This window comes from Ligilactobacillus faecis (genome assembly GCF_029889745.1).
GTDB lineage: Bacteria > Bacillota > Bacilli > Lactobacillales > Lactobacillaceae > Ligilactobacillus > Ligilactobacillus faecis.
This window is the reverse complement of the sequence record NZ_CP123639.1, coordinates 1,407,501-1,420,563: the sequence shown is the minus strand read 5'-3', so window position 1 is coordinate 1,420,563 and position 13,063 is coordinate 1,407,501. Positions and strand designations below refer to the sequence as shown.

At 41.2% G+C, this 13,063-nt stretch carries 9 protein-coding genes, 2 tRNA genes and 3 rRNA genes (1 of these 14 running past the window's edge); 2 read left to right on the top strand and 12 right to left on the bottom strand.

Going from position 1 to position 13,063, the window contains the following annotated elements; all coding sequences use genetic code 11:
* Positions 1-95: 95 nt before the first annotated feature.
* Positions 96-1,112, bottom strand: a complete 1,017-nt coding sequence (gene trpS / locus QFX10_RS06530) for a tryptophan--tRNA ligase (protein WP_280605456.1) — start codon at positions 1,110-1,112, stop codon at positions 96-98.
* 370 nt (positions 1,113-1,482) lie between these two features.
* Between trpS and QFX10_RS06525 the strand changes: the two genes are divergently transcribed.
* Both QFX10_RS06525 and msrA read left to right on the top strand, forming a co-directional pair.
* A complete protein-coding gene (locus QFX10_RS06525; RefSeq protein ID WP_280605455.1) occupies positions 1,483-2,550 on the top strand; it encodes a cation diffusion facilitator family transporter in 1,068 nt (355 codons plus the stop codon).
* Between the two features lie 62 nt (positions 2,551-2,612).
* A complete protein-coding gene (gene msrA, locus QFX10_RS06520; RefSeq protein WP_280605454.1) occupies positions 2,613-3,134 on the top strand; it encodes a peptide-methionine (S)-S-oxide reductase MsrA in 522 nt (173 codons plus the stop codon).
* Positions 3,135-3,174: 40 nt separating this feature from the next.
* On the opposite strand, the gene QFX10_RS06515 is transcribed toward msrA, so the two are convergent.
* The 11 genes from QFX10_RS06515 to QFX10_RS06465 form a co-directional block, all read right to left on the bottom strand.
* Positions 3,175-4,569: a DHA2 family efflux MFS transporter permease subunit gene (locus QFX10_RS06515; RefSeq protein ID WP_280605453.1), complete on the bottom strand. Its 1,395-nt coding sequence runs from the start codon at positions 4,567-4,569 to the stop codon at positions 3,175-3,177.
* Between the two features lie 150 nt (positions 4,570-4,719).
* A complete protein-coding gene (locus QFX10_RS06510; RefSeq protein WP_280605452.1) occupies positions 4,720-5,916 on the bottom strand; it encodes an ABC transporter permease in 1,197 nt (398 codons plus the stop codon).
* A complete protein-coding gene (locus QFX10_RS06505) occupies positions 5,913-6,617 on the bottom strand; it encodes an ABC transporter ATP-binding protein (protein ID WP_280605451.1) in 705 nt (234 codons plus the stop codon). Before QFX10_RS06505 ends, QFX10_RS06510 begins: the two co-directional genes overlap by 4 nt.
* The gene (locus tag QFX10_RS06500) at positions 6,610-7,662 is read right to left on the bottom strand and encodes an efflux RND transporter periplasmic adaptor subunit (protein ID WP_280605450.1); all 1,053 of its coding nucleotides are present in this window, start codon (positions 7,660-7,662) and stop codon (positions 6,610-6,612) included. Before QFX10_RS06500 ends, QFX10_RS06505 begins: the two co-directional genes overlap by 8 nt.
* Positions 7,663-7,857: 195 nt before the next feature.
* On the bottom strand, positions 7,858-8,445 hold the full coding sequence (locus tag QFX10_RS06495; protein ID WP_280605449.1) for an RNA polymerase sigma factor: 588 nt from the start codon (positions 8,443-8,445) through the stop codon (positions 7,858-7,860).
* A 135-nt stretch (positions 8,446-8,580) separates the two neighbouring features.
* Positions 8,581-8,653: transfer RNA gene (locus QFX10_RS06490), tRNA-Thr, on the bottom strand.
* 79 nt (positions 8,654-8,732) lie between these two features.
* Positions 8,733-10,997, bottom strand: coding sequence for an RNA polymerase recycling motor HelD (gene helD, locus QFX10_RS06485; RefSeq protein WP_280605448.1), 2,265 nt, complete (start codon positions 10,995-10,997; stop codon positions 8,733-8,735).
* A gap of 75 nt (positions 10,998-11,072) precedes the next feature.
* A 5S ribosomal RNA gene (gene rrf, locus QFX10_RS06480) occupies positions 11,073-11,189 on the bottom strand.
* Between the two features lie 3 nt (positions 11,190-11,192).
* Positions 11,193-11,264, bottom strand: a tRNA-Gly gene (locus tag QFX10_RS06475).
* A gap of 5 nt (positions 11,265-11,269) precedes the next feature.
* Positions 11,270-11,386 (bottom strand): 5S ribosomal RNA (gene rrf, locus QFX10_RS06470).
* Positions 11,387-11,456: 70 nt separating this feature from the next.
* Positions 11,457-13,063, bottom strand: a 23S ribosomal RNA gene (locus tag QFX10_RS06465) (it continues 1,316 nt past the right edge of the window).

Genomic DNA, 13,063 nt, shown 5'->3' with positions numbered 1-13,063 from the left:
TTATTCTATCATATTACTCTAAGCAAGTATTAATCAAACAAAAAAAGCTTTGAGCTAAATGAAAATTTTTTCTTGCTCAAAACTTTTTAACGCGCTCAGTCAAAATAATTGACACCGATCGCAGACCGAACTTCAGCTAAGGTTTGTTCGGCAACTTCATTTGCTTTTTGACTGCCTTCTTTTAGCATCGCATAGACACTTGGGATATCTTTAGCAAATTCCGCTCTTCTTCTCCGGATCGGTCCTAATTTTTCTTCTAGAACTTCATTCAAATAACGCTTGATCTTGACATCACCTAAACCACCAGCTCGATACTGCTCTTTTAATTGCGCAACTTTTTCTTGATCGGGATCAAAAATATCGAGATACGTAAAGACCATATTACCTTCAACTTTTCCAGGATCCTCGATATGAATGTGGTCTGGATCAGTATACATCGACATAACTTTCTTTTTTAAAGTTGCTTCGTCATCAGCTAAGTAGATCGCATTGCCCAAGGATTTGCTCATCTTAGCATTGCCATCAAGACCTGGCAAACGTCCTGAACCTTTTGGCGGAAAGACACCTTGTGGTTCAACTAAAACCTCTTTGCCGTAGATCGAATTAAAACTCCGGACGATCTCACGTGTTTGCTCAAGCATCGGCTCTTGATCATCGCCAACTGGAACAAGGTTAGCTTTAAAGGCTGTAATATCAGCTGCTTGACTTACCGGATAAGTAAAGAATCCTGCTGGGATCGAACGCTCAAAGTTCTTTTGGGCGATCTCAGCTTTGACCGTTGGATTTCTTTCTAAACGTGAAACAGTTACTAAATTCAGATAATACAGATTTAATTCTGCTAAAGCTGGGATCTGGGATTGCACAAAGATCGTCGCTTTTTTAGGATCAAGTCCCACAGCTAAGTAATCTAAAGCAACTTCTACTAAAGAGCGTTTGATCTTTTCTGGATCACGAGCATTATCTGTCAGAGCTTGTTGGTCTGCGATCATGATATAAGTTTCGTATTTACCTGAATTTTGCATCTCGACTCGATTTTTTAACGACCCGATATAATGTCCGATATGCAATTTGCCTGTTGGACGATCACCTGTCAAAATAATATCTTTTGTCATCTAAATCTTCCTTTCTTAAACTAAAGACGCTAAAAAAGTCCTAATACCCCTAAGGATATTAGGACGAGTTACCGTGGTGCCACCTAATTTGCAAAAATGCCGCTCTTTTAATGATATGCATTTGTCTTCTCTTGACATCCACTTCGTATCACTGACACCTTTTCAGCTCCCGATGTCTCTCTGGATGGACACTACTTTTTACCGTCAACTTGAAGTTTAATCTTATTGTAAGCGAGAATTTAACAATTGTAAACTATCTATCTTAGAAAATATTTGTTCTCGTGATAAGTCCTACCTTTTTTACGCTTTTCTGTACTATAATTATAATTAGTTTTTGATTTGAATAAAAAACAATTAGGGGAATCAGCGCATGAAAGATATCAACAAACATCTTCAACGAGAATATGAGGATTGGGAACGAGTCCAAAAAAATGAGCTAAATAAATTGAGCGTTGCGATGCGACATCTGAGCGTAAATATTTTAGCTTATCTTTTGATCTCGATCATTGAATGGTTTTTAGCTTCACTCAGTCATTCTCAGACTTTACGAGCAGACGCGTTCAATAATTTATCAGGGATCATTTCAACGCTCCTTTTGATGGTCGGGATCCATATCGCGCGCGATATCGATGATGATGATATTGCCGGAGTCGTTCCGATGCCAAAACTGTCTTTACATAAGACTGGCAATGATCAACGTGTGCAATTTACCCGCTTTCGTTATGAAACGATCTTTACTTTAGTAACTGGGATCGTTATGATCGCGATCTCACTGAGCGTTATCGTAAGCGGGATCGTCGGCCTTTTAAATCCAGCTAAGCGTGTCGTCCCTCAACCGATCGCCTTAGTCGGGGCCTTGATCGCAAGTGTGATCATGCTTTTAGTTTGGCGTTATAACAAACATGCTGGCCGTAAATTACAAAATGCCTCTTTGATCGCTTCGGCTCAAGATAGTTTGAGCGATGCCTTGACCAGTATCGGGACTTTGATCTCGATCTCTGGTGCGCTATTTTTTGAACTTGATTGGCTCGATGGAGCAACGAGTATCATCGTTGGGGGCTTTATTCTTTATTCAGGGGCTCGGATCTTCATGGAAAGTAGCTTGAATCTAGCTGATTACTTTGATCCAAAAGTTGAAGAAACTTTTCGCCAAACGATCGCCACTTTGCCTGAAGTAAGTGCTGTTGATGAACTCAAAGCTCACTACAATGGAAATCTAGTTACACTAGATGTCGTGATCGTTGTTGATGCGAATATGAACATTTTAGAAAGCTATCATCTAGCAGAACGGATCGAAAGTTTGATGCGCGTTAAATTTGGAGTCATTGATACTGATGTTTCTTTTCTACCCGATACTAAAACGATCACTGAAGCCACGACCAAACGTCTGTCTCAACGCTCAAGACGCTGGACATTGCTTCGTCCACGTTCTAAATAGCTTTTCTTTTATAGCTCCAAGTGCTATCATCAGAACAACAAGTAAAATGGGGGTAGTATTTTATGAAAACAGAAACTGCGATCTTTGCTGGTGGTTGCTTCTGGTGCATGGTCAAACCATTTGATACCTATCCTGGGATCAAAAAAGTTATCTCAGGCTATACCGGAGGGCACACAGTCGCTCCAACATATGAAGAAGTCAAGACCCAGACAACTGGACATACAGAAGCCGTTTTGATCGAGTTTGATCCAACGATCGTTTCATATGAACAACTAGTTGAGATCTATTGGAATCAAACAGATCCAACAGATGCCATGGGGCAATTTCAAGACCGTGGCGATAGTTACCGTCCTGTGATCTTTGTCCAAAATGAAGAGCAACGCGCGATCGCCCTAGCTTCACGAAAAGCACTGCAAGAAAGTGGACGCTTTGAGAAACCGATCGTAACACAGATCGAAACAGCAAAACCTTTTTATCCCGCTGAAGACTATCACCAAGATTTTTATAAAAAAGATCCTGTGCGCTTTGAACTAGAAGAAAACAGCGGGCGGAAAGCTTTTATTGAAAAATACTGGCAAAATTAGTTTATTGTAAGATACGCTTAAGATCTTAATTATTGAGAGCTTAAGCGTGTTTTTGTTCTTTGATCGTCCATGAGAGCAAAAGCGCTATAATAACTAATCCGATCGTAAAGTAGCTTCCATAATGCATTCCTTGTGTAAACGCCCTTGCCGGATCACTTCCTGGATAATTCTTTTGACCTAAAGCCAAAAAGCTTGTGGTCAGAGCCGTTGCCAAGGCACCGACGATCTGTTGTAGCGTGTTCATGACCGTGCTTCCATCAGCAGAATACTCTTTGCTTAAAGCATTTAACGCATACGTTTGCGCTGGAGACATTGCCAAAGGACAACCGATCATCAAGATCACATGTGCCGTGATCACATATGCGATCGTTGAATGCGTTGTAGTGCATGCAAACATCGTAGTCCCTAACAAAGCGATCATAAAACCCGCTTGCGTCAAGATCTTGACTCCAAAATGATCATAAAGTCGCCCAGCTATCGCAGACATCAAAGCATTGATCACTCCCCCTGGTAACATTACGATCCCTGTCAAAGCAACCGGAAGAAGGAGTCCCTTTTGCATGTATTGTGGTAATAGATACATCGCTGACAAGATGATCGCAAAATCAAGCATTACAAGGAATGTCCCTAGACGAAATGCTTTAAGTGTAAAGATCTGTAAATTTAAAATTGGCGTCTTTAATTTGACTTGACGGTGAACATAAAAACATAAAGTTACACATGCAAGCGCTAATGTTATGAGCACTTGAAGCGAAGTCCATCCAAATTCAGTAGCAAAGCTGACACCCGCGATCAAAGTCGAAAAACCGATGATCGAGCTAAAAAGTGACGGCAGATCGACTTTTTGGCGCGTGATCTGTCCGATATTTGGCAAATATAAATATGCGGCCACTAAAGCAAGCGCTAAAAAAGGTAGAAAACTCCAAAAGATCCAATGCCAAGATAATTTACCTAAGATCATCCCTGTCACCGTTGGCCCCACCGCAGGAGCTAACATAATAACAAGCGCACAGATCCCCATCGCACTACCTAATTTTTCTGGTGGAAAAAGTTGCAACGCTAAAGTAAACATCAAAGGCAACAAAATGCCGGTTGCGATGCCTTGAAGCATTCTCCCAGTTAGTAAGATCCCAAAGCTTGGAGCTAAGGCCGCAATGAGAATCCCAATGATAAAATCACTTAAACCAAAAATCACAAGTTGACGCGTTGAAAACCATTTCGTCAATAAACTAGAAAAAGGTAAAATGATCCCGATAACTAACATATAGCCAGTAACTAGCCATTGAGCTGTGCCAGCATTAAGGTTAAAAACATGCATAAGTTGCGGTAAGGCAATATTCAAAGCAGTTTCGGAAAACATCCCGATAAACGCCCCGATCAACACGCTTGTTAAGGCCAAAAATGGTTTAGTAGTTTTGTCTGAAATATTTTTCATGTTAAAAATTCCTTTCTTGATCAACGACAAAACTTATCTTAGCAAAATTTCCTAGTATCACATAAGTTAGAAGTTAGTTATATTCACATTAAGTAAAATTCTCATCAAAAAAAACCTTACTTCAACAGTCAGTAAGGTTTTTTTGATGTTTTAGCGTAAAATATCGATCAAGTTTTTATTGGCTGCTTGTTTAGCTGGTAAGATCCCAAAAATGATCCCCACGGCAGTTGAGACACCAAATGCCAATAAGAATGAAGAAAGCGTTACAGCCGCTTTGATCCCATATGGTAAAAAGGTCGAGATCAAGCTAGCTAAGCCCCAACCACAAAGAAATCCTAAGAGACCTCCACCAACTGTCAGCATAATAGCTTCGAGAAGGAATTGATTCATTATATTGCGTGGCGTTGCACCGATCGCTAAGCGGATCCCGATCTCTTGGGTCCGTTCAGAAACTGAGATATACATCATATTCATCACACCGATCCCTGCAATAAAAAGTGAGATCCCTGCGATCGCGCTGATAAAGTAAGTCAGCATATCAAAAACATTAGAAATACTTTGTAAGATCGCTCCTGCATCAAAGTATTCATATTGCCCGTTATTTTTAGCAGATCCATTTTTCTTCAGGTACTTAACAACTTTTTTGCTGACAGTCGAAGCACTTTTCCCTTTCGTGATCGTTAATTTCAAACTGTTGCTCCCAGTCGTCGTATCCACGGTTGTAAGGTAGAGGGCTTTAGGTACGATCACATCATTTAAAGCTGGACCTTCGACGTTCATATTTTTTTCATAGATCCCAACGATCGTATAGCTAGTATTGTTGATAAAAACCGGTGTCCCTAAAGCTCGTTCAAGACTGCCATATTGGGATCTAGCAACTTCTTTTGCGACTAAAGCTTCATTTTTTCCTGTAGCAATAGCCGTTTTGGTCAGCTCTTTTCCAGCTACAAGTTTAAGATCTTTGATCGGATCCTTCATTAACCCTAAAGAGACTGCTTGGGCAGCCGAATTGCCAAACTCAGCTGTTGCTGTGATCTCGCTATCTTTTTGTTCAAGCTTCGCATTTTTGACTTGTCCAGAAAAATTCTGCTCGATCGCTAAAATATCTTGCTGCGTAAAGCCGACCTTTTGCGGATCATCGCTCAAAAAATTGATCGTCGTTGTTTGTTCGCCACCTTCAGTCGTTTTAAAACTTTCGATCATTTTTTGTTTGACTCCGTTACCTAGAGCCATGATCGTAATAACTGCAGCGATCCCGATAATGATCCCGATCATCGTCAGAAAGCTTCGTTTTGGATTGGCATGTAGTGATTGCCAAGCTGCTTTAAATAATTCGATCGTTTTCACTGCCTCTCCCTCACTTTCCTTTTATGATGATCTTGATCTTCAGTCAAATGTCCATCTAGAATATGCACGAGTCGGTCTGCTTGAGCACCAACTTTTGGATCATGCGTTACGATAATGATCGTTGTTTGATCATCTTGGTTTAAGTGTTTAAATAATTCCATGATCTCAGCTGACGTTTTACTATCTAAAGCCCCCGTTGGCTCGTCTGCGATCAAAAATTTAGGAGCAGTCACGATCGCACGGGCGATCGAGACCCGTTGCTGTTGCCCACCAGAGAGATTTTTAGGAAGTTGTTTCTCATAGCCAGCTAACCCAACAGCTTTTAAAACTTCACTGACTCTTTCTTTGATAAAGGCTCTTTTTGCACCTGCATATAATAGTGGTAAGGCGACATTATCTGCGATCGTGATATTTTGGATCAACTTAAAGTTTTGAAAAACAAAACCAACATTTTGATTACGTAATTTAGAAAATTGAGCGCGGCGATATTCGTGGATCGGATGCTCATAGTAATTATAGATACCTTCAAATTGATCATCTAAAAAGCCAATGATATTTATCAAAGTTGATTTCCCAGAACCAGATTGGCCCATGATCGCCAAAAATTCACCTTGTTCGATCTTTAAATTAATGTCATGTAAAACATGGTACTTATTCTTACCTTGGATATATGATTTATTAATATTTTTCAACTCAATCATTGGTCTTGACCCGTTTTCCATCTTTTAAAGCTTGATCAGGCTCAGCGATCACCTTTTGCCCTTTTCGAAGCCCATTATTAACGATGAAACTTCCATTTGAATCAGTTCCTGAAACGCTGACTTTTTTAGCTTTTCCATCTTCGACAACGTAAACAGCTCCATTTTTAACGCTTGTAATAGGAACTGCTAGACCTGTTTGCGGAAACGAAAGCGTCAATGTTTGCCCAGCCATAAATTGACCTGGATCAAGTGGAGCAGTCAAAGTGTACTTAGCATCATTAGCCTTACTTGCTTGATCTGGAACTTTAGCTAAATAATTCACTTGTGTGCTCTGTTGTTTTTTGGTAGCTAAAGCTTTTGCATCAACTGCTTGCCCAACTTTGATCTTAGCATAGTCATATTCTGAGATCTGTGTTGTCAGTTGTAGTTCATTTGAGCTTAACGAAACTGATGGTTGCCCAGTTTTATCATATTCAACAGTCGCATTTCCTGCAAATGGGGCAAGGACGCTCCCGTTCACACGACTATTTAGATCGTTTAATTTTGTCTGCGCATCACTCACTTCAGCGCGTGCGTCCGCAACTTGGTTTTGTGCTGTTGTTACTTGATTTTGTACCTCAGCGTAACTTGGATCTTCATTTGAGATATTGCGGGCTTGATTTTGTGCTTGAGTCAAGGCGCGTTCTTGCTGAGCCACTTGACGTTTGGCCTTTTCTAATGCTTGTCTAGCTTCAGTTGCCTGTTCTTCATAAGATTGACTGTAAGTTGTCATGACTGCTTGTCCTTGAGCAACTTGGTCACCATTTTGAACTGTCACACTTTGAGCTTTACCGGTTGTTGGTACTAAGATCTGTGTCCTAACAGCTTCGACTTTTCCAGAATATGTTAGTGGAGGTGCTTCTTTGACTGTTACAACCGTATATACTTTTTCAACTTTGGCAGTCTTTTCTTTTCGAACGAAGAGTCCAATGACTAAGTTGACTACCATGATAACTACAACTAAGCCTAATAGTAGTTGCCACCATTTAAATTTCCCTTTTTTCATTTTTATTTGCTATCAATATGGAAAATAGCTCAAGTTCTATTTTCTAGAGAGAGATAGCTTCTCCTTTCTTATGCTGATCTGATCACGCTCGATCGTCCTACTTTAATTCCATATTATCCCCTCTAGTCTAAAATAGGAGAACATTTGCTTAATTATCTCATAATATTTGTCCTTAAACAATCACCTTGTTTCCGCTTATATCCCGTACAACTTTTTAGCTAATTGCCCGATTTTTTCACGACAACGCGCTAAAGTATTGTACGTTTGAGAAAGGCTCAGATCTAATTTGCCTGCGATCTCTTTGACTGTCTTACATTCTAATTTTGCTAGTAAGACTGCATATTCACTGTTTGAAAGCAAAAGCGGAAGTTCGTTTATAAAAGTCAATTTATCGATCAAAGTCCCTTCGCTTTTAGCATTATCACTAAACACATCCCCGTTTTCCTCTAAAAAAGTCTCGAGTGAAAGTTGCGCTCTTGCTCCACGTCTCTTTAATGCTTGTTCTTTACGTAAAAGAGTTCGATAGCGGTTGATCAAACTTTTTTTGAAAAATGAACCATATGTCGTCGTCGCATTTTGAGGATCAAACGCACACGCGGTCTGATAACAAATGATCGATGCTTCTTGCAAAAGGTCGTCTTGATCGTGTAATTCTAAGTGATAGCGTTTTACAGTTGTGATGATCATCGGCCGATATTTTTGTAAAATAAGCTCTAAACATGAGCTATCTTGATTTTGTTTGACCTCTGTCAATAATGTAGTTAATGTGGCTTCGTCTTGCATAAAACTGCCCCTTTCTTTGTAGTAGCTAAAATATAGCAGGGCGAAGTTTTTTTATTTGTCAGAATCTGGTCACATAACAAAATAATAAAAAAAGTGTCAAGTAGTCTAAAAGACCACTTGACACTTTTATCAGTCAGCCACTTACCGGACTTGAACCGGTGACCCCCACCTTACCATGGTGGTGCTCTACCTGCTGAGCTAAAATGGCATTACTCAAATACATAAATAAGTATACAGTATCAATGAAATTTGTGCAATAAAAAAACAGGGCGAACCCTGTTTTATCTTTATAATTTTAAAGTTCTTTCAACGGTATATAACTCAGGTGGTAATTTAGCCAATAGTGGTGAAGGCTCTTGCTTTACAAATAAAGTCAACTCATGCATCGCCCGGGAACAGATCGTATATAAGATCCCTAAGTCTTTTTCTTGGTAATTTTCTGAGATATCATACGCGATGACCGCATCAAATTCAAGTCCTTTAGCTAGATAGATCGGTAAGATCACCACTCCTTTAGGTAAAGCACGATCTTCATTTCCTAAAACAGTTGTCTTGAAAGTTTTACGCAACTTAGGATATAGAGCTTCAGCTGTTGCCAGATCTTTAGTGATCAACGCAACTGTCTCATTTTGTTCTAAACTTTTTTCCAGTTGTTGTTTTAACATAAAGTGTTCTTGCTCTGAGCCAGCAAAAACGATCTTTGGAAGCTTTCCTGGTCGCGTGAATGAATTGATCTGTTCACCATCTGGTAATAAAGCTTTCATCAGATCTGTGATCTGGGCAGTCGAGCGATAACTCGTATTCAACTTGATACATTTACTTTTCTTAGCACGTAAATGTTTTTCTAAACGCGCTAGTAATTTATCTGGTGTCATCAAAGGATTGAATAATGCCTGTTCACTATCGCCTAACAACGTCAATTTAGCATTTGGAAAAATATATTTTAAATAGATCAATTGTGGGAGCGTATAATCTTGCATCTCATCGATAAAAAGATGTGCGATCGCCTGATTTTGCCCACTCCCAGTTAAAAGATCACGTAAATAAAGTAAGGGAGCACAATCCTCTAAAGCGATCCGATGATACTCGATATCATTTGTAAAAGTCAAAACGCTTTCTGGAAGAACTAAACTCAAAAAATGTTGGTATTGTGCGTAAATATCTAAAAAATAATCATTATATAGCGCATCATAGACTTTTTCAAACTTTTGTCTCACAAGTTTCTTGGCTAAATATTTTTCTTCATCAGCTAGAGCTTGAAAAGCTGCACGTCGTTTATTGCCCAAAAGGGTATAATATTCTTCGTCACTTAGTGTCTCTAACTTTTCTAAGACCCATGGTGCCGTTATTTCCTCTTCGATCCGTTGTTTTAGACGTTTGATCAAAGTATTTTTAGTCTCTAAAAAACGTTGCTCTGGTCGCATATTTTGCGGTAAAGCTGCATAGATCGCTTCGATCTCACTGCGCTCAAAAAAGATCTCACCGCCATTGAGACGGATCTCACTAAAATAAAGCTGTGAGGGACTTAATGCAGCAACGTACTTTTCGACTTGTTCCATAAAAGAAGCTTGTTCTTTTTTAGCGCGTATTTCTTGCTCTCTAGTAGTCAACGCATTTTGCTTCTCATAACGATCAAATAAAGTTTCTACTTTTAAACCTTGAAAACGTTGAGTTAAAAATTCGGCAAGCGTTACTTGGCGCATGTTCCGCTCCCCTAAGCTTGGAAGAACTTCAGAGATATAGTGACTGAACAAAAGATTAGGTGAAAATAAAACGATCTGCTCAGCTGAAAGCTTATCGCGACTATGATAAAGTAAAAATGCGATCCGTTGTAAGATCGCTGATGTTTTTCCCGATCCTGCTACACCTTGAACTAATAGAAGATCATGCGTCGTATCACGAATAATATCATTTTGCTCTTTTTGGATCGTAGCAACGATATTATGCATATATTCATCACTATGTTCGCCTAAGATCTGTTGGAGCATTTCATCACCCACAGTTTCATTTGTATCAAACATATTTTTGATCTGACCATTGACGATCGTAAATTGTCTTTTCTTTTTGAGTTCTGTTTCTAATGTCCCCATTGGTGTCTCATATGAAACTTTTCCTAAAGTTCCGTTATAATAGATCGAAGAGATCGGGGCACGCCAATCATAGATCAAAAAATTTTGCTCATCATCAACTAATGACGCCGTTCCGATATAAAGTGTTTCTGGCGTTGTTTCGTCCGGATCAAGGATATCGATCCGACCAAAATACGGTGATTTTTTCAGTTGCTTTAAAGTTTCAAGTTGCTTTTTTAAGATCTGTTCATTTTCAAGGTTCTTGGCAACTAACTGCTTTTGTTGCTGTACTTCAGCATTTGTCTCCATTTGGTCATCGACTTCAAAAGTATTGATCTTAGCATTTTGCCCATAGTTTTTTTCAACTAATGTTGTTTCGAGTTGTGCTTTTTGATACTCACTCTCATTAAATGCTAGTTGCGTTTCGATCTCTTTAATAACATCATTGACATGTTTTTGTTCAACTTTTTTATCCTTATCCAAAAAAGATCGCTCCTTTCTGAAAGCACAAAAGCTTTAAATATCAAAAAAGCCATGCTCATCGCATGACTTCTTAATGCATAGCAACTTCCTACCCTCGCAAGGGGCGATCCCCTAACTACTCTCGGCGTGATAAAGCTTAACTTCTGTGTTCGGAATGGGAACAGGTGTAGCCTTTATGCCATCATCACTATACTAAGCGGAAGACGGGATTCGAACCCGCGACCCCCACCATGGCAAGGTGGTGTTCTACCACTGAACTACTTCCGCATAAAGCGTGGCAACTTCCTACCCTCGCAAGGGGCGATCCCCTAACTACTCTCGGCGTGACAAAGCTTAACTTCTGTGTTCGGAATGGGAACAGGTGTAGCCTTTGTGCTATCGCCACCACACTTATTTTTGAGAACCTTGTTCTCTCAAAACTAGACAATATCTTCTCTTCTCGAAAACTGCGTTTTTGACTTGGTTAAGTCCTCGACCGATTAGTAATGGTCCGCTCCATGCGTCACCGCACTTCCACTTCCATCCTATCTACCTGATCATCTCTCAGGGGTCTTACTTCCATAAAGGAATGGGAAATCTTATCTCGAGGTGAGTTTCGCACTTAGATGCTTTCAGCGTTTATCTCATCCATACATAGCTACCCAGCGATGCCCTTGGCAGAACAACTGGTACACCAGCGGTATGTCCATCCCGGTCCTCTCGTACTAAGGACAGATCCTCTCAAATTTCCTACGCCCGCGACGGATAGGGACCGAACTGTCTCACGACGTTCTGAACCCAGCTCGCGTACCGCTTTAATGGGCGAACAGCCCAACCCTTGGGACCGACTACAGCCCCAGGATGCGATGAGCCGACATCGAGGTGCCAAACCTCCCCGTCGATGTGGACTCTTGGGGGAGATAAGCCTGTTATCCCCAGGGTAGCTTTTATCCGTTGAGCGATGGCCCTTCCATGCGGAACCACCGGATCACTAAGCCCGACTTTCGTCCCTGCTCGACTTGTAGGTCTCGCAGTCAAGCTCCCTTATGCCTTTACACTCTGCGAATGATTTCCAACCATTCTGAGGGAACCTTTGGGCGCCTCCGTTACCTTTTAGGAGGCGACCGCCCCAGTCAAACTGCCCACCTGACACTGTCTCCCATCACGATCAGTGATGAGGGTTAGAGTGTTCATACAACGAGGGTAGTATCCCACCAGCGCCTCGATCGAAACTAGCGTTCCGACTTCAACGGCTCCTACCTATCCTGTACAAGTTGTACAAACACCCAATATCAAGCTACAGTAAAGCTCCATGGGGTCTTTCCGTCCTGTCGCGGGTAACCCGCATCTTCACGGGTATTATAATTTCACCGAGTCTCTCGTTGAGACAGTGCCCAGATCGTTACGCCTTTCGTGCGGGTCGGAACTTACCCGACAAGGAATTTCGCTACCTTAGGACCGTTATAGTTACGGCCGCCGTTTACTGGGGCTTCAATTCTGAGCTTCGCACCAAAAGGTGCTAACCCATCCTCTTAACCTTCCAGCACCGGGCAGGCGTCAGCCCCTATACTTCATCTTACGATTTTGCAGAAACCTGTGTTTTTGATAAACAGTCGCCTGGGCCTATTCACTGCGGCTGCACATTGTGCAGCACCCCTTCTCCCGAAGTTACGGGGTCATTTTGCCGAGTTCCTTAACGAGAGTTCTCTCGCTCACCTGAGGCTACTCGCCTCGACTACCTGTGTCGGTTTGCGGTACGGGTGGTCTGATCCTAACTAGAAGCTTTTCTCGGCAGTGTGACATCGATCACTTCGCTACTTTAATTTCGCTCCCCATCACAACTTGTCCTTAAGCTAAAAAGCATTTGACTCTTTAACAGACTTATTGCTTGGACGTGCATATCCAACAGCACGCATCTCTAGCCTCCTGCGTCCCTCCATCGTTCAAACAGATCAGACCAGTACAGGAATCTCAACCTGTTATCCATCGCCTACGCCTCTCGGCCTCGGCTTAGGTCCCGACTAACCCTGGGAGGACGAGCCTTCCCCAGGAAACCTTAGTCATACGGTGGACCAGATTCTCACTGA

Excerpts from the sequence above, each read along its gene's own strand:
- trpS (WP_280605456.1), bottom strand. The coding sequence starts at position 1,112 with ATGACAAAAGATATTATTTTGACAGGTGATCGTCCAACAGGCAAATTG.
- QFX10_RS06525 (WP_280605455.1), top strand. The coding sequence starts at position 1,483 with ATGAAAGATATCAACAAACATCTTCAACGAGAATATGAGGATTGGGAA.
- msrA (WP_280605454.1), top strand. The coding sequence starts at position 2,613 with ATGAAAACAGAAACTGCGATCTTTGCTGGTGGTTGCTTCTGGTGCATG.
- QFX10_RS06515 (WP_280605453.1), bottom strand. The coding sequence starts at position 4,569 with ATGAAAAATATTTCAGACAAAACTACTAAACCATTTTTGGCCTTAACA.
- QFX10_RS06505 (WP_280605451.1), bottom strand. The coding sequence starts at position 6,617 with ATGATTGAGTTGAAAAATATTAATAAATCATATATCCAAGGTAAGAAT.
- QFX10_RS06500 (WP_280605450.1), bottom strand. The coding sequence starts at position 7,662 with ATGAAAAAAGGGAAATTTAAATGGTGGCAACTACTATTAGGCTTAGTT.
- QFX10_RS06495 (WP_280605449.1), bottom strand. The coding sequence starts at position 8,445 with ATGCAAGACGAAGCCACATTAACTACATTATTGACAGAGGTCAAACAA.